Origin of the sequence: Alcanivorax nanhaiticus, assembly GCF_000756665.1 — a bacterium.
Lineage (GTDB): Bacteria > Pseudomonadota > Gammaproteobacteria > Pseudomonadales > Alcanivoracaceae > Alcanivorax > Alcanivorax nanhaiticus.
Window position 1 is genome coordinate 14,894 of sequence record NZ_ARXV01000019.1, and the last position, 16,288, is coordinate 31,181.

14 protein-coding genes are annotated in these 16,288 nt (G+C 56.5%); 12 read left to right on the forward strand and 2 right to left on the reverse strand.

Going from position 1 to position 16,288, the window contains the following annotated elements:
- Positions 1-65 precede the first annotated feature (65 nt).
- The 7 genes from Y5S_RS17270 to Y5S_RS17300 all read left to right on the forward strand — a co-directional run bounded on the left by Y5S_RS17270 (position 66) and on the right by Y5S_RS17300 (position 9,879).
- Positions 66-1,100, forward strand: coding sequence for an AraC family transcriptional regulator (locus Y5S_RS17270; RefSeq protein ID WP_035234854.1), 1,035 nt, complete (start codon positions 66-68; stop codon positions 1,098-1,100).
- A 102-nt stretch (positions 1,101-1,202) separates the two neighbouring features.
- Positions 1,203-2,882: an alpha/beta hydrolase gene (locus Y5S_RS17275; RefSeq protein ID WP_035234856.1), complete on the forward strand. Its 1,680-nt coding sequence runs from the start codon at positions 1,203-1,205 to the stop codon at positions 2,880-2,882.
- Between the two features lie 177 nt (positions 2,883-3,059).
- A complete protein-coding gene (locus tag Y5S_RS17280; RefSeq protein WP_156107850.1) occupies positions 3,060-4,571 on the forward strand; it encodes a hypothetical protein in 1,512 nt (503 codons plus the stop codon).
- Positions 4,571-5,215, forward strand: coding sequence for a DUF6160 family protein (locus tag Y5S_RS17285; protein ID WP_035234859.1), 645 nt, complete (start codon positions 4,571-4,573; stop codon positions 5,213-5,215). The genes Y5S_RS17280 and Y5S_RS17285 overlap by 1 nt, the downstream gene beginning before the upstream one ends.
- Positions 5,199-6,620 carry a hypothetical protein gene (locus tag Y5S_RS17290; protein WP_156107852.1) on the forward strand — a complete coding sequence of 474 codons (1,422 nt, stop codon included), beginning with the start codon at positions 5,199-5,201 and terminating at the stop codon, positions 6,618-6,620. Before Y5S_RS17285 ends, Y5S_RS17290 begins: the two co-directional genes overlap by 17 nt.
- A 10-nt stretch (positions 6,621-6,630) precedes the next feature.
- Entirely contained in the window at positions 6,631-8,769 is a 2,139-nt protein-coding gene (locus tag Y5S_RS17295; protein ID WP_035234863.1) for a DUF6160 family protein, read from the forward strand.
- 27 nt (positions 8,770-8,796) lie between these two features.
- Positions 8,797-9,879, forward strand: coding sequence for an alpha/beta fold hydrolase (locus Y5S_RS17300; protein ID WP_035234864.1), 1,083 nt, complete (start codon positions 8,797-8,799; stop codon positions 9,877-9,879).
- Between the two features lie 840 nt (positions 9,880-10,719).
- Here the strand turns inward: Y5S_RS17300 and Y5S_RS17305 are convergent.
- On the reverse strand, positions 10,720-10,926 hold the full coding sequence (locus tag Y5S_RS17305; RefSeq protein ID WP_035234866.1) for a SlyX family protein: 207 nt from the start codon (positions 10,924-10,926) through the stop codon (positions 10,720-10,722).
- A gap of 451 nt (positions 10,927-11,377) precedes the next feature.
- Between Y5S_RS17305 and Y5S_RS17315 the strand changes: the two genes are divergently transcribed.
- The 5 genes from Y5S_RS17315 to Y5S_RS17335 all read left to right on the forward strand — a co-directional run bounded on the left by Y5S_RS17315 (position 11,378) and on the right by Y5S_RS17335 (position 15,457).
- Positions 11,378-11,932, forward strand: a complete 555-nt coding sequence (locus tag Y5S_RS17315; protein ID WP_035234869.1) for a TMEM165/GDT1 family protein — start codon at positions 11,378-11,380, stop codon at positions 11,930-11,932.
- Positions 11,933-12,177: 245 nt separating this feature from the next.
- Positions 12,178-12,726 carry a YaeQ family protein gene (locus Y5S_RS17320; protein WP_035234870.1) on the forward strand — a complete coding sequence of 183 codons (549 nt, stop codon included), beginning with the start codon at positions 12,178-12,180 and terminating at the stop codon, positions 12,724-12,726.
- Between the two features lie 30 nt (positions 12,727-12,756).
- Entirely contained in the window at positions 12,757-13,941 is a 1,185-nt protein-coding gene (locus Y5S_RS17325; RefSeq protein WP_035234872.1) for a hypothetical protein, read from the forward strand.
- A gap of 54 nt (positions 13,942-13,995) precedes the next feature.
- Positions 13,996-14,424, forward strand: coding sequence for a thioredoxin TrxC (gene trxC / locus Y5S_RS17330; protein WP_035234873.1), 429 nt, complete (start codon positions 13,996-13,998; stop codon positions 14,422-14,424).
- 115 nt (positions 14,425-14,539) lie between these two features.
- Positions 14,540-15,457, forward strand: a complete 918-nt coding sequence (locus Y5S_RS17335) for a glutathione S-transferase family protein (protein WP_035234875.1) — start codon at positions 14,540-14,542, stop codon at positions 15,455-15,457.
- A 6-nt stretch (positions 15,458-15,463) separates the two neighbouring features.
- Here Y5S_RS17335 and arsH read toward each other — a convergent pair whose 3' ends face one another.
- Complete coding sequence (gene arsH, locus Y5S_RS17340) at positions 15,464-16,174, reverse strand: arsenical resistance protein ArsH (protein WP_035234877.1); 711 nt, start codon at positions 16,172-16,174, stop codon at positions 15,464-15,466.
- Positions 16,175-16,288 lie beyond the last annotated feature (114 nt).

Here is a 16,288-nt window from a genome sequence, read left to right on the forward strand (position 1 = left end):
TTTCGACTGCCTGCAGCGGACAAGAACAAAACAGGATGCAACCCTCCTCTGAAAGGTTTGCCAGCATGACAGCGGACTATTACATCACCGGCATCGGTGTTTCGCAGTATTACTACGGCGCGCAAAGGCTGGGCCTGCCTGCCGCCGACATCCTGCAACGCTCCGGCATGACTCCCGAAATCACACTGCAGCCGATGCATCATACCCCGGTGGATGATTTCGAGCGGTTTCTGCTGGAACTGATCCTGGAAAGCGGCGATGACATGCTTGGCATCCGTATTGGCGAGCAAGTCATGCCCTCGCTCTACGGCGTGCTACCCACCGTGGCTACCATGGCAGGTAGCGGCCATGAGGCCGTTGAATCTGCGCTGAAATATCAGGCCCTGGTCGGTGGCAATGCGGGGGCCATCCGCCTACTCAGCACCGCAGACGATCATGTGGCCTTTCAGGGATTGCTGGCATACCCCAACCCGGTGATTCGCCGTCATCTGGCAGAAAGTATGGCGGTGCTGCTCTATAAACTCGCCACCTTCATCACCGGTCGGCAGGATCTGAGAGTCACCGAAATCCAGTTCGAACATGCCCCCGCCTCTGACACCAGCAAAGCCTATCTGGAAACACTGTTGGGATGCCCGATACGTTATGAAGCGCCGGAAATTCGCGTCGTGGTTCATCGCTCACTACTGGATATCTCCCTGAACGCCTACAGTGGTGACGCCATGCGTGTGGCCGAAGAATTGGCCCGCCAGCAGCTGGCTCAACAGCAAACCCATCAGAGCATTGTCCAGCAGATCAAACTGCAAGTTCGCACTCTGATGGCCGGAAGTTCGCCTCGCCGAGAGATTGTTGCAGACCGCCTGGGGATTTCCGTGCGCACCCTGGACCGGCGACTGGCGGATGCCGGCCTTTCCTGGCAGCAGCTCCTCGACAGCCTGCGTGCCCAGCTGGCACAGGAGTTTCTCAGCGAAGGCACACTCACCGTGCAGGACATCGCCAACCGCCTGGGCTTTGCCGATGCCCGCTCTTTCCAGCGACGTTTTCGACACTGGACCGGGAAATCGCCTTCCGCCTACCGGGAAAGCAAAGGCTGGCCCGGTTAGCCACCCCTGTGACGCCATTTACCGCTGCCGTTCATGCCTGCCTGAGGCCATGATGCTGTCAAAAATTCGCGCGCAAAATGCGCCACTGACGGCAGAACAACAATGAAACGTCTTCTTCTCTTCATCATCGCTTTCCCGGCGCTGATCTCCGCCCTGAGCGGTTGCGCCATGCGCACACCTCCCGCCATTGCTGCGGAATCTGCGCTGACAGCGCAACGCTTCCAGATAGTGATCAAGGCCCATGACGGCGGCGATATTGCGGCCACCTTGTGGCAGCCAGCATTGCCTGCCGGGCAAACCGCGCCGCTAATGCTGCACACCCACGGTTTTGGCCTGCGTCGTATGAATGGCGGCATTGATCTTTATGCCCTGTTACCCAGCGGGCAGATCGCCAAACAGATGTGGCAGGACGGCTACTGGCTCATCACCTGGGACCAACGCGGCCATGGTGGCACCGATGGCGTCATCGACGTGATGAACCCGGATCTGGAAGTGCGTGATCTGACCACCATACTGGACTGGGCTGAGCAGAACATTCCTCGCCTTGCCCGCGATGATAACGACGACATCAAGGTCGGCATGGTGGGCGAATCCTACGGCGGCGGCGTACAGCTGATCGGGACCATGCTGGATGCTCGTATTGACGCGCTGGTGCCGATGACTACCTGGTACGACCTGGAAACCGCCCTGGCCCCCGGCGACGTACCCAAGGGCGGCTGGATCAAGACCCTCAAGTTGATGGGTGACTGGGTGAACTTTCGCAAGCTGAATCCGCCGCTGCGAGACGCCTTCAAAAAAGCCATGGACGGCGAAATGGACGAGCAAGTACGTCAGGAGTACGCCAGCCACTCCATGGCTTATTACTGCAATCAAGACATGGCGCCAAACGCCAATGCCTTGCTGATTCAAGGCTTCCGGGATGTGCTGTTTGATGTGGATCAGGCTCTGGAAGCCAGAGATTGCTTTGCCCGCAACGGTCGTGACGTCACCCTTATCGTCCAGCAGGGCGGCCATCTGCTACCCCTTGAGCAACACTCGCCCTCCCTGCCTGTCTGGTATCTCGAGAAAGAGCTCCATTGCGGCGAAACCGCCCTCGACAGCAAGCAAGTGGCGGTGGACTGGCTGAAATCCCAACTGGACAACGGACAGCCCCCCGCCTTGCCACCGGTCTGTGTGTCCAGCGAAGGTTGGGGCATCGCCTTGAATGACTGGCCTCAATCCAGAGACACCTACCCGCTGGCTACGGTTGAACTGTCAGGCCATCGCAGCGGCAGCTGGCGATGGTGGACAGGGATGACCGACTGGTTTGCAGGCTGGCGCAGTGAGGCTGGGCTCAGCGAAACCTTTGCCGAGGCTCGGGATGCCGGTATCCGCCCCGCTTTCATTCCCCTGCATACTGCCAGCAGCGAAGAATACCGTGTCGGCACTCCTCTTCTGCACCTGACGTCCGAGGGCGACGGCCCGGTGCTCGCCGCGCTGGTAAAGCGCGAAGCGGGCAAAGCCCACCTGTCACTGGTCAACGATCAGCTGGCCCCCATTCCGCTCAACCAGGACAGCGCCCTGCCGCCGATAGCCGTAGCACTGGAGCCCGGTGATCAGCTCGGCCTGGTGCTGTTCAGTCGACACCCCCAATTCAACACCCGACACATAGGGTTTGGCGACGCCACCTTGGTCAGCGGCTCCCTGTCCTTGCCGGTCACCCTAAAGCAGCTGGCGGAAGCCGACCCGGCCAAGCTGAACCGGCCTGCCGGCAATATCGCCATCACCAACAGGGCACGCTGAGCGTCATTCCACCATAGTAACAGCGCAGTGAGTGCCCTCTACCCTCCCTCTGGCGCATTCACTGCGTCGTCATGATTTGTCCGCTCACTGGCAACATTTACCGCTGCGCTGGTTTTTTCGCCAACCCCACAATACCCCTTTGGTCTTGGCAGGCTTGCCGATCAGACGAGGTACGCCATGAATAGAACAATAACAACGGCGCTGTTACTGGCGCTGGACGACAGCGAAATGTCCTCCGCCCATGGCGCAGGCATTGCCGTGGCGCTGGATAATTTCGCCTACCTGATGGCTCCAACCAGCTATCTTGAGCAGGTGGGCACCGCCCCCACCAATGCCTGTTCCGGCTACGGCGATATCGCCTCCAATCGCAATTGCTGGCGACGCGGGGACCTGCGCTGGTATGGCGCGAGCATCACCGCCGCCTCCGAGATCGGCACTCACTGGACAGAAAGTGCCTGTGCCTCCGGCGATTTCATGTCTTGCCCCCGCGGCGGCACCATCAGCCAGTTTTCGCCGTTTGATAACCCCTACCTGATGCGCGCCTGGTCACCTGCCGGGATGGATTATCAGGGTGATCCGGTCAACAGCAATCCTGCGGCACCCGACAAAACCATTTATGAATTTCTGGCCCCCACCAGCCAGCCGGATTACATGCTGTCGTTCTGGGGAGAAATCGAAGCAGGTGCCACCCGAAACTCCGCCACCCAAACCCTGTCCCAGGGCTCCGGTACCGCCAACGGCGGCGGCTTGCTGCAAAGTCAGACACTGATTCGCGGCAACGCTGCCGGCAGCGTTTTTCGCCTGTTCAAATTCACCGAAACCGGCAGCACCCCCCGCTACGGCGAGACCTTTGGCATCATGTACACCAGCCATCTGCAGGGCGATTTTCGCTTTAGCGTGGCGCAGACCGCCAGCTCACCCAATGCCATCGGAGCCCCGCCACAGTTTCAAAACATTGGCGGTTTGTATTTTCGCAATGTGGAAGCCTTTATCCCTCTGGGGCAACTCTACTACCAGGCATTGGTGCTGAATGCGGTTGGCACCGATGGCGGGTTTTCAGTGGAACTGACCCAGGTTCCTGATGACCCCAACGTGTACCCAACCTACTACGGACAAAGCAGCGGTGATGATCGCGGTTTCCTCACTGCGCTCCAGCATCTGGCTTATCGCAATACCCCTTGCTCCGGCTGGGGAGCCAACAGCCTGAACTGCACCAACTATCGAGCCAGCCATGGCCATGTTCGCTACGGCGATTGGCACCCGGATCTGCGGATTTATTCAAGCACCACACCCTCAGGCGACCCAGGCGACAGCGGCATTGCTGCCGGGGCGCGTAACCTGATCAATGGCTACATCGACAGTGACAGCAATCCTGCCAACGGTGATGACGGCGACGGTATTTTCTTCCGCGCCTGCGACGGCTGCGGCCCCTTTAATGCCTATGCACAACGCACCACCCGCATCGATAAGCGCGGTGAAACCAGCAGCATGCACATCACCCAAAACTACAATTGCAATAGCGACGGGAGCGGCGGCTGCAGCATTAACGGCAATGGCCCGACACAAAACGGACCTGGCAACACCGGTCGCGTTTTCCCGACCGCTAGCGTCAACCTGGGTGATGCCCGCATGGAAGGCCTATTGATCAATCGCTTCGAAATGATCAGCTGCCAGGCAGGGGTGTGCTGATGAGAACAACACGTTCTGTTCTTATCGCACTGATCTTTTTGCTGCCTTGCTCCACGCTCGCCATGGAACCGGTCAATGATGAACAGCTTTCACTGATTACCGGACAACAAGGCGTCCAACTCACGCTCAAACTGCGCAACAATGTGGATGAAAATTTTAATCCCGTTGGTTGCAGCGGAGCACTTAACCCCTGTCGCATGGGCCTGGAGTTTGCCGGCCGCGAAGGCATCTGGTTAATGCTCAAGGATTACTACGGTTATCTGGCCCTCAACGATATTCGCCTGACCAGTACCACTCTACCCGGCACCGCAACCGCCTTTTCCAATACCCAACGCTTCCTGTCGCAAGGCAGTACACCCACTTGTCTTATCAGCGGAAAGAGTGTCGCGGGCTGCCTGCCAACCGGCGAGCTGGCCATGAAAGTCAGCTATCCACAAAGCGGCCCGGTCGGCAACTACAACGATTTCAGTCTGTTCATGAACATTGGTCGCACCGCCCTGGAATTCGACGACGGTGCCACGCCCGGTTTCATGCGAGATGTGGCCAGTGGCAGCGTGCTGGGATTCCGTATGTCTGACAGCAGCGCCCTGAATGCACCTTCGCAGTCAAAATTTATGGGGGACGCCTATGTCTTTGGTTTCTAGGAATTCTTCACGATCATCACTGATCATCAACAGCGCGTGGTTATCCTGTATTTTCATCGCCTGTTCGGTAATCCTGTGGCTATGTTCTGTCTCCATTGCCCATGCCGCACTACAGGAAATGGACGATGAAAACCTGGCACAGGTCACCGGGCAAAACGGCAGCCTGTTCCTGTCTGATCATATCGGTGCCAATGAACTCGCTGGCCAGCAAGGTGTCGGCAGCCCCACCGACTTTGACTTCTATCGCATGGGCATGGACGTCAAACTTAATCTGAACATGAACATCGCCAAGTTTCAGCTCGGCTGCGGCGGCGTGAATGATCTGCTCACCACCTCTCCCGCCTGCGATATCGACATCGACTACCTGAGTTTCATGGGTATCAATAACGATGGCGACTTTCCTTCTCTGGACGGCCCCGACAGTGCTTTTGAACTGATCCGGCCCTATGTGGAGCTGGCCATTAAAAATGATGATGCCGCCACCCTGCGCGAGGTCGTCGGATTCAAAGTGGGCGGGCAAAGAATCAATGGTGCACTGACCATGGGGCGAGACTACACCGGCGCGGGCAAAGCCAGCGAAGGCTATACCGGTCCAGGGGTGGAGTCACTTGCCCCGCTTATCAATCAGGAGCATGGCGGCATTTGTAACCCCGGTGCCACAACCGGTCAGGGCGTGGTGAATTGCCATTCCGGCATCAACAGTGTGTCCGGTTTTCTTTCACTCGAGCTCTCCGCTGCTATTCGGGCACGAGCGAATATTGCTGGTTTTATTACAACTGATCTGAACACTTGCTTTGGCCGAATGAACCCAACGCAATACGGTTGTCATTCTGGTACCACCCCTTTTCTCGTGGACGCCGGCGGCACTCGAATGCAGCAACTGCATGTTGCCGCCGCCAAACTCAGTATTGATGCCATTGATCTTAATTGTCAGTGGTGGAACATCCTTGTCTGTGGGCCCGCTCAACTTGTGGCCGACTCACTCATCACAGAAGGTTACGGCCAGTTGGTGATTGATATGCGTCAGGTCCATTATTTACTGACACCCGACACCGAAAATTTCTTTATCTCGGTACAACGGGAGCCTGTTGCCTGGCCCAATTACAGCAAGGCCTTGCCACTCAGCAACGTGGCCTATGATGCCTGCAATCCTTCCTATGGACAGATTCCAAGCAATGGCCGCTGCGGGAGCGCCTATGCGCCCACCGCCAATACCGGCTGGTGGCTTAATGCTCCCGGTGCCAAGCTTCTGAATATCAATCCACCGGACAGAATCAACGTCGGGAATGTCGATATAGGCACAGTAGTCAGCCTTCTAGGCCCCGAAGGGCGCTTGATCATCGATAATCCCAAGATTGATCTACCCCGCGTCTCTAACTGCTACGGCAGCGCCGTGTTCTGTTGAGGTGCCCACCATGAAACGACACGCCGCCTTTCTGTTACTCATTAGCGCACTGCCTGCCAGCGCCCTGGCCCTGCAAGCCATGAGTGATATGGCCCTGTCCGGGGTAACCGGTGCCGATGGCGTCACCGTGATGCTAGACAGCGCAACCGGTATCACTGCCGAAAGTATCCAGTGGGTCACCGACGACAACGGGCTTAACGATGGCAGCTGTACTGGCGGCACGGCCAACCAGCATGCCTGCACTCAACTCAATACCGTTAGCCTTGAAGGGGTTGACGGCACACTGCATCAGCAATGGGATGTGGACGTCGGTAGCGATGGCTCTGGCAATCCCTACCTGGGCCTGTCCGGCAGCTGGACACCCCAAAAATTTGAAATTGGCGGACTAACCTTCCATACCGCAGCAGACGATGCTTCAGCACGATCACTGGGGTCACTGGCACTGATTTCTTCCGGTCAGTTTGCGCTTTCCAATCGCGGCGGCCTTTTTAACAGCGCAGGCAATTTTGCTTCCCTGAATGCCTCCATGAGTGGCGACCTGATCTACCGACAAGGCGGTCCTGGTACGCCAGAATTGAGTCTGGCAAATCTGTTAATGGCTGCCCGCTTTACCAATGGAGCCGCCGGTGGTCAGGCCGATGCCACTGGCCGCATCGGTATCGACGCGCAAGGTTTTTTGCTCGCAGCACCTTTTGCACAAGTTGATATCGGTTTTGATCTTGCCTTCAAGGCGAACCCCGCCGATTTTGATCAAAGCGGTCGCAATAATCTGCTCCGCTTTGGCTGGCAAGGCGGCCTGGTCAATCCAGTCTGGCGCCTGCAACCAGGAGGCTTTGGTTATAACACTTATCTGAATGGCGCCGACACCTACCAAGACTTTGACGGCAGCGAGACAGGAGAACGCTCTCAGGGTATCAGTCTCTATACCGCCTGGGATTTTGATAGCGATTTTTCCCTGTCTCTGGGAGAAGCGGGTGGCAACGGCACCATCGCCCGGTTCAGCAACTGGCAGCGGCTAGGCAACGCACCGGGCCCCATGTTTGAGCTGCCGATTATCTTTGATGTATTCCAGGGTGGCGTCGGCCCCGCTGGACTCTGTGCCGGCAGTGCCACCTCTGGCGTTGTCGATATGAATGCCTGTAATGCAGCAAACGGTGAGTGGTACGCAAACGATTTACCCGGCGCTAACGAAGCCGCCTTCGGCATACTCATGCGTGATGGCCGACTACTGGCCTACAACACCCTGGTGGAAGTGGAAGACCCCCTAGACAACGGCACGGTCACCCCTGTGAATTGGGGTGCAGCCTTTACGTTTGGCAAGCTGGATGCCGATATCTTTCTCTACCCCTACGGACGAGAGGATGGCGCAGCGGTGGCGACAACGGATACCGGTATTCGGGCTGACATCAACCTGATCGCGCAATCACCAGATGCCTGGCGACGCGCCAACAGCAGCAACGCCTCCATACGCGCCACCTCAGGCAACGGCTGGCAAACCAATACCCATTTCATGATGGTCGACACCGCTTCCAATTCCGGCGTCGGGTTTATCAATGGCGACATCATTTACCAGGCACGCGATCTGTTCATCCGCGTCACCAATGGCGATACCCGTTATCCGAATCTGCCCGGTGGCCTGTGGCTACAAACTGACAATAAGGCCCAATACCGTTTCCGCTCTATCTTCGGCGGCGGCTATATGGATAACCTCAGCTATGGCGCCCTGACCAAGGTGTCGCTGATTGATGTAAATCTCAACACCAGCCAGTTCCTGTTTGTCCTCAACCCTCTTCCTGTGGAGGGAACGGGTGCCGCCCCCATCGGCTTCAACGGCCTGCTCGACCTGGACAACAGCTACATCACGGTTGGCGAGGTATCCAGTCCGGAGTCCCAATTTTACGTCAAGGATGTGTCCGGCCGGATCGCATGGCGTAACGGCAGCCTGTCCATGGTGTCGGGCCAGCACACCAGTGATGGCTTGCCGCAGCTGGCCATCAGCAACGATCTCGACATTGGTCAATCTGCCCACTTTGGCGGTGCCGCAGGGGATCCATTGATTGGCACCATCGGTTTTGGTTCCGAAGATTTTGGTCGCATGGCCATCCCCGCTGGCACTTGGCACAGCGACGTCATCCTGAAAATCCCCTGACCAACCGAATCCTGACGGAAAAGAATCATGCCCTTTCGTTTACTGCATGTCATTTTGCTCATTTGGAGCATGGCAGCCTTGCAAGGCTGCGCCATGTTCACGCAGGACCCGGCGCGCAACGCTCTTCCGGAAAGTTATCACGCCGCCGAGGGTGCGCACGGTATTGTGCTGGAAAGCGAGGATCAGCTGGATCTGTTTGGCCAATGGTGGTTGCCCAATGAGAGTCAACCTCGAGCGGTAGTGTTGTTGGTGCATGGCACCATCGCCCATTCCGGTTTTTATGCGCCGATGGCCAACTATTTTGCGGCGCAAGGCATTGCCGTATTTGGTATCGACCTGCGTGGTTGGGGCCAGTCCCAGGGGCATGGCCGCAATGGCGTCATCGGCAATTACGATGAATACCTGCTGGATCTGAAGAGCGCCTACATCGAGGTTAAGGCCCGCTTCCCGGACCTGCCTGTTTATCTGCAAGGCGAGTCCATGGGCGGTGCCATTGTCCTGCTGTCTCAGATCGAAAAAACCGCAGAGGTAGACGGACTCATCCTCAATGCGCCAGCGGTCAGGCCGGGGCTAAGCCTGGGCCCGGTCAGCTCTCCACACTGGCTGTCCAATATCGGGCTCTGGTCCTTGGCTCAGCCTGGCAAGCTGTTCCCCAACATGCCGGCCTTTTATCACGGCAAGCTAGTCGAACATATCGGTATCGGCTTGATTCTCAAGGAAGAGGAAAATCAACAGAACTTCCATAACGATCCCTATGCCACTCACAAGGCGCTGCCACTCAGTTATTTCACTGGCCTGCAAAACGCCACCACACGGGTCGAGAAAGGGCTTGGTCAGATCACTGTTCCGGTTCTGATACAACAAGGCACCCGGGATGTGCTGGTACCGGTCAAATCCAGTGAATACACCCTGGAACACCTGGCCAGCGAGGACAAGACGTTACTGCGCTACGAAAAGATTACCCACGCCACCCTGCATGACCGGCGGCGTGAAGAAATCTGGGGAGATATCCTCGAGTGGATATCTGCCCGGCAACACAACCCGCCTCAGGCAGTAGCCGGCGACCCGGTCGTCGACAACCGAATGCAACCCGATATGCCCAACCGCTAACGAATCACTCTCCTTGCCCCCGACGCTCTGCATAGGGGGCTTTTTTTGATTCATCGCGGATTAACGGGAAAGGCGATGTTCAGCCAAACGCCTGACGCGAACCCCGGCTCGCCAGAAGGCCAGTACTGTGGGAGGGGGCTTGCACGCGAAGGGTTGACGTTATTGGCAAAGATTCGCGTGCAAGCGCCCTCCCGCAGCGTTGTTGCCAGCGATGAACCCTTGGCTTTCCAAGTCTCTCCTCCCGTCACTCCATATTCCCGCAAAGACCGATGCAAGGCATCGCGAGGGAACCGTCGCTCCCACAGTTGACTCCTGCTCCCTGGCCCTTTGGTGTAATGCGGTTCACTTAAGGGGTGGTTTTGGCCTTTTGTGGGAGCTTGCTTGCAAGCGAAGCCTTTATTTTCAGGGGCTTCATTCGCGTGCAAGCACCCTCCCACAGAAACATAGAACTCAAGTGAACAGCATTAGACCCTTTGGCGACCTTTACACAGGATTCTGCGTCCTGTGCTTATCCACCTCACACATTCCCGCTAATCCGCGATGAACCTTTTTGGGGTTCATCGCACTCTAGCAGGAATAAAGACTTGGCGAGTGAACACCAAGGACTAATAGTCGCCAACAACGCTGTGGGAGCGGGCGTTCGACCGCGAAAAGGCCATGCCGGGGCATCGCGACGGAACCGCCGCTCCCACAAAAACAGCACCCTCGCCAGCAGAAGGAAACAGGGACACACAAGCGGAGTGTTCTCTCCCTCGGTGGGAACCCACAGGGATTACCTGCGAAATTCGCATCAAACTTTCGGCGGAGCCTTTCATGCATTGCTGCATATTACGCACTTTCTCAATAATGGGGCGGTGGAGCATCTTCGATCTGCGCCGATTCAAAGGCTTCAGACAGATCCACCAACCGATCCACCATCTTGCGGCAGGCCTTTTCCAACTCATCAATCTTAAGCTGCTGATCGGAAACGACCTTGTTGAGGGCCTCGATCAGATCCTCCTGATAGGCCAGCTTGGTTTCGATATCAATCAGACGGTCATCGCTCATGTGAGCCTCTTCTGCACTAAGGTCGGGTCAGAACGGCGCAAGTTGCAAGATTCAACGCGACAAACATTCCAACAATCTTTAAGGCCTGTCACCGCGCTCAGGCGCAAAATCGCGGGCACGACCCAAAAGATCACAAGGGTAACTGTCGCGCCTTGCAACTTGAAACTTGTCGCTTGCAACTGCTCTCCCCCATTGTACTGGCCTGAACGGCAGATTTCCGCTATGGTTTCACCCGTCTTGGGGGAGTAGTCGCTCGAACCGCTTTCCTCGCTGAACAGCCTCAAGGTGGCCGTCAACATAGTTGCGCCTCATGCGCATGGCGTCCACATCCGCTCCAGCCCGTCAGGGCCGGTGGATTGACGAGACCTGAGACACGACTTGCATTCCGCTGGGGCGGGATTGGCAGGTGGTGTCTCTGTGTCGAAGTAATCCCGCCCCTCTGGAAATCATCATGGAAGCCACTCTCAGTTCCTTCTTGCTGGTCGCGCTGGGTGAAATCGGTGACAAGACCCAGCTGCTGTCCCTGGCCCTGATCCTCAAGTTCCGCAAACCCTGGCCGATCCTGGCTGGCGTGGTGATCGCCACCCTGCTCAACCATGGCGTCTCGGTGTGGTTCGGGGACTGGCTGGCGGGCGCTATCCCGATGGAATGGATGCGCTGGATCCTCGGCAGCAGCTTTATTGCCCTCGGCCTGTGGATGCTGATCCCTGACGATGACGAAGAAATCAGCAACGAGCCGAAATACGGCCCTTTCCTTACCGCCCTGGTGCTGTTCTTCATCGCCGAGATCGGCGACAAGACCCAGCTCGCCACCGTAGCTCTGGCAGTCCAGTTCAAGGATCAGTTCTGGCCGGTGCTCACCGGCTCCACCCTGGGCATGATCGCAGCCAACCTGCCGGTGATCTGGCTCGGCCATCAGTTCGCCAGCGAAAAGCTGGAAACCTGGGCCCATCGCATCAGTGCGTTGTTGTTTGTGGGCTTCGGCATCTGGGCGTTGCTAGGCTAGCTGTCCACGTGGGAGCGGGTGTTTGCCATGCCCTGGGGGTGCGAACGCGATACCGCGCCCCAAGCATGGCTCGGCGCATCGCGGCGGAACCGCCGCTCCCACAAAACAACACCCGTGCCAGCCCCCCCACGGAGGACGCCTGACGCCAAAAAGCGTATTCTGTGCCACTTGGAGCACAACAGTTTTCTGCGCCAACAGGCGCCAACCCCTGGCACCCTACGCCAGGCCTCTAGCGGAATGTATTCATGGCCCTCACTGCCACCATCTTCAAAGCCGAGCTGACCCTCTCCGATATGGACCGGGACTACTACGCCACTCACAATCTGACCGTGGCGCTGCACCCATCGGAAACCGAGTCGCGGATGATGCTGCGCTTGTTGGCCTTCGCACTGAATGCCAATGAGGATCTCGCGTTTTCAAAAGGGATCTCCAACCCGGAAGAGCCGGACCTGTGGCAGCACCATCCCAACGGCACCATCACACACTGGATTGATCTGGGCATGCCGGATGAGAAACGCCTGCGCAAGGCATGCGGCAATGCAGAACGCGTCACCGTTTACTGTTATGGCCCTCGCGCGCCGCAGGTATGGTGGGATGGCATCAAGAACAAGGTGCAGCGTTTCGACAATCTTTCCGTCATATATGTTGATCACGACAGTGAAGTTGCACTGGAAGGATGTGTGAACCGGACCATGCAGCTGCAGGCCATGATTCAGGATGGCCAGGTCTGGTTTGGCACTACAGACAACAATATCGAGATCGGGCTAGACCGCTGGTATCCAGCCGGGAAATAACCAGCGGCGACATCACGTTTCGGGGGAAACATGAAAAACGCCATTATTCTGATTCTTTTTACCGGATTCATTTTTTTTCTTGGCTGGTGGATCAGCGACGAATCACTAAATCCAGTGGCCCAACACTGGATTGAAGAACCGGTTAAAGAAAGCAAGGCTTACAATTTACTCCTCGGCATTGGCAGCGAACCCGGCCTGTCTGCCGAAGAAGAAGGACGCCGTCTTTTCTACGCGCGTCTTAAGGATCCCACTGTTGCCATTCCCAACCATTTTGACCGGCAAGTAAGTCCAGACCTTCTGTGTGACTATGCCAATTACTCCTGTCTGGCAAACCAACGAAAGTACGCTGACGCCATTCCAGCTATCCTGCGTGACTATCAAACCTTGATTGAACGTTATCAACAGCTGATCACAATGGATCGCTATGTCGATAACACCCCTCTGAATCTTACCGTGGATTTTCCAAGATACGCCTTACTGTTGGAGGCGTCTCGTCTCTCTTCCTTACAACTGTTGACCCAGCCTAACATCGCCAGCGCCCTCGCCACTGAAATCAAACATATTCGTCATTTCCTTGGTCAAGAGCACAACTTGATCAGCAAGCTGGTTACCGCAAGAATTCTTGCTGAAAAAATTCAGTTTGCATCGTTGCTTGTTCAGGAAGGAACGCCGGTTGCTCTCGCGGATTATAGACTCTCGATTGAGGAAAAAAGTCTCGCTACGGCACTGCGATATGAATTCCTTCTTCGCGCCCGATTCCTGATCGATGAACAATACAAGCAGGGGATTTCGGAAATGACTATCTGGGAGCGCCTTGCCTTGGCCCTTGGCACAAGAACCAACATCACTCTCAATCGTGATCTGGCGTCTACATTGCATTACGCGGATCTTTCAGAAAACCCTGCCGTCATTATTGTGAATGACCATTACGTCATGCCGCCCCCCACAACAGGCCAGACGATTCGCAACCCGTTTGGCAACTATTTGCTGGAAATTGCCACCCCGGACATGAAAGGCTACTTACTGCGTATGGCCCATCTTGACGCCAAGCTACAACTGCTGGGCTGGCTTCGTCATCCAGATCAAGCGCTTCCCAATCCATGGCCAGAGTCAGACCCCATTGTTATAGACAAGGAGAAGCAGCAAATCTGCTTCCCTACTTCACAAAATAGCGATCAACAGAATTCCTGTCTTCCCTGGTTGCCTTCACCTTGATTTACCGGTCCCCGGCACCATCTCACAGGAACAGCCCGGAAAGGTGACAGCACCATGGCCATTGAACTGACCTGCCCCTCCTGCGGGGCCATCAACCGTGTACCTGAGGAGCGTCTGCAACAACGACCGGTATGCGGAAAATGCAAAAACGTATTGCTGAACGGACAACCGCTGGTGGCTACCGACGCCTCTTTCCAGCGTCTGCTTGATCGTAACGGCCTGCCTTTGGTACTGGACTTCTGGGCCAGCTGGTGCGGCCCGTGCCAGCAGTTCGCGCCAACCTTTCAGGCCTGTGCTGCCGACTTCGTTTCCCAGGCCCGTTTTATCAAGGTAGATACCGAAGCCTGTCCACAAACCGCAGCGCGGTTCCAGATCCGTTCAATCCCGACCCTGATGATTGTGAAAAACGGAAAAGAGGTAACGCGCCTGTCGGGGGCGCTACCGAAAGCACAGTTTGTCCAATGGCTGAATCAACAACTGTGATCCTGCCGTTTCGCCTTTGACCCTAACGCCCGCTTCCTTGAGCCTGCTGCCTTGCCATTTCGACTCACGTTCCCGAAGATGCCTGCTCCGTAGATCCTCTTGAGTATGCACTTCTATGTCAGAACTGACCCTTCATCATTACCACTTTTCCCCCTTTTCCGAGAAGGTGCGTGCCATGCTTGGCTATGCGGGTCTCGACTGGCAATCCGTAGAGGTGAAGGAGATGCCGCCACGGCCACAACTGGCACCACTGGCTGGCGGCTACCGCAAGATTCCGGTTGCCCAGATTGGGGCGGATGTATTTTGTGACACCCGCACCATCGCAAGGGAGATCGCACGGCTGAGCAACAAGCCTGAGCTGGCAATGGAAAATTGCCCGGAAGAGGTTCAGGAATTTATCCGTGAAGTCGATCTGGATATCTTTCTTGCCTGCATTATTAGTGCCGGCAACCTGACGCTACTGCGCAAAGTATTGAAGGAATCCAGCCTGAGCGATCTTTGCAAGCTGTTATGGGATCGGGTGCGCATGGGCAGTAAAGCCAAGGTCAAAGCCCATGGCCCCGGAAAAATGAAACGTATGGTGCGTGAACACCTGGACCGCCTGGAAGCAATGCTGGAAAACCAGCCTTTCCTGTTTGGGGACACGCCCAACGCAGGGGATTTTTCTGCCTACCATAGCCTTTGGTTTCAGCGCGATCTGGCGGAGCAGCGTGTTGTTACGAACTACCCGAAAGTGAACGCCTGGATGGATCGCCTGCAAGGTTTCGGGCAAGGCAACCCTACCACCATCAGTGCCGATGACGCCTTGGATATCGCTCGCAGCCATTGGCCACGGGAGCTGCCCGAAAGCGATCTGGATGCTGAGCTTATCGGTCAACCTGTCACCATTGCACCCAGCGACTATGGTCGTGAGCCTGTATCCGGTGTTCTCGCAGCCAGCAACAGGTCAGGTTGGATTGTGGTTCGGCAGGACCCAACGGTAGGTGAAGTTGCCAATCACTTCCCCCGTGCAGGATTTCACCTCAGCCAGTAAACGCCTTCACATGTCTCGCTGGTTGACCCGTTTCATGAGCGCTTCTGCACTTTCCTTTCGCTCCGAATAACGGTCAACCAGATAGTCGCTTCGGTCTCGGGTGAGATAGGTAAACTTCACCAGCTCTTCCATGACATCGACAATGCGATCGTAGTAGCCTGAGGGCTTCATACGGTCGTTGTCGTCAAATTCCAGAAAGGCTTTCGGCACAGAAGATTGGTTGGGGATCGTCACCATCCGCATCCAGCGCCCCAGCACCCTCAGCTGATTCACCGCATTGAATGACTGTGATCCACCGCATACCTGCATGACGGCCAGCGTTTTCCCCTGCGTTGGCCGCACCGCCCCAAGCGACAGGGGTATCCAGTCGATCTGGGCTTTCATGATGCCGGTCATGGCACCATGGCGCTCGGGAGAGCACCACACCATCCCTTCGCTCCAGCTCACCAGATCTCGCAGCTCCTGCACCTTGGGGTGGCTGACATCTTCACTGTCCGGCAGCGGCAAACCATCGGCATGGAAGATTTTTGTTTCCGCCCCCATGACCTCCAGCAACCGCGCTGCTTCCATCACCACCAGACGACTGAAGGAGCGTGTCCGCAACGATCCATACAGCATCAGGATACGGGGCTTGTGGCTGGACGGCTGATCACGAAACACCTCATCCGGTGTCGGAATCCGGAAACAGTTCTTATCAAGGTTCGCGATATCGTTCATTGGATTTTTGTTCTCCACACAATGGTGGCGATTGCCGAGACAATTTCCACCCAACGAAACCCCGGGACGGAAATGGACGCCGGCCCATCTCCGCCGTTCTGGCTTTCGCTATTA

Bases quoted from the DNA above. Each gene is read 5' to 3' on its own strand.
- Y5S_RS17315 (WP_035234869.1), top strand. From the start codon at position 11,378: ATGGAAGCCACTCTCAGTTCCTTCTTGCTGGTCGCGCTGGGTGAAATC.
- Y5S_RS17275 (WP_035234856.1), top strand. From the start codon at position 1,203: ATGAAACGTCTTCTTCTCTTCATCATCGCTTTCCCGGCGCTGATCTCC.
- arsH (WP_035234877.1), bottom strand. From the start codon at position 16,174: ATGAACGATATCGCGAACCTTGATAAGAACTGTTTCCGGATTCCGACA.
- trxC (WP_035234873.1), top strand. From the start codon at position 13,996: ATGGCCATTGAACTGACCTGCCCCTCCTGCGGGGCCATCAACCGTGTA.
- Y5S_RS17290 (WP_156107852.1), top strand. From the start codon at position 5,199: ATGTCTTTGGTTTCTAGGAATTCTTCACGATCATCACTGATCATCAAC.
- Y5S_RS17285 (WP_035234859.1), top strand. From the start codon at position 4,571: ATGAGAACAACACGTTCTGTTCTTATCGCACTGATCTTTTTGCTGCCT.
- Y5S_RS17325 (WP_035234872.1), top strand. From the start codon at position 12,757: ATGAAAAACGCCATTATTCTGATTCTTTTTACCGGATTCATTTTTTTT.
- Y5S_RS17295 (WP_035234863.1), top strand. From the start codon at position 6,631: ATGAAACGACACGCCGCCTTTCTGTTACTCATTAGCGCACTGCCTGCC.
- Y5S_RS17335 (WP_035234875.1), top strand. From the start codon at position 14,540: ATGTCAGAACTGACCCTTCATCATTACCACTTTTCCCCCTTTTCCGAG.
- Y5S_RS17320 (WP_035234870.1), top strand. From the start codon at position 12,178: ATGGCCCTCACTGCCACCATCTTCAAAGCCGAGCTGACCCTCTCCGAT.
- Y5S_RS17280 (WP_156107850.1), top strand. From the start codon at position 3,060: ATGAATAGAACAATAACAACGGCGCTGTTACTGGCGCTGGACGACAGC.
- Y5S_RS17270 (WP_035234854.1), top strand. From the start codon at position 66: ATGACAGCGGACTATTACATCACCGGCATCGGTGTTTCGCAGTATTAC.
- Y5S_RS17305 (WP_035234866.1), bottom strand. From the start codon at position 10,926: ATGAGCGATGACCGTCTGATTGATATCGAAACCAAGCTGGCCTATCAG.
- Y5S_RS17300 (WP_035234864.1), top strand. From the start codon at position 8,797: ATGCCCTTTCGTTTACTGCATGTCATTTTGCTCATTTGGAGCATGGCA.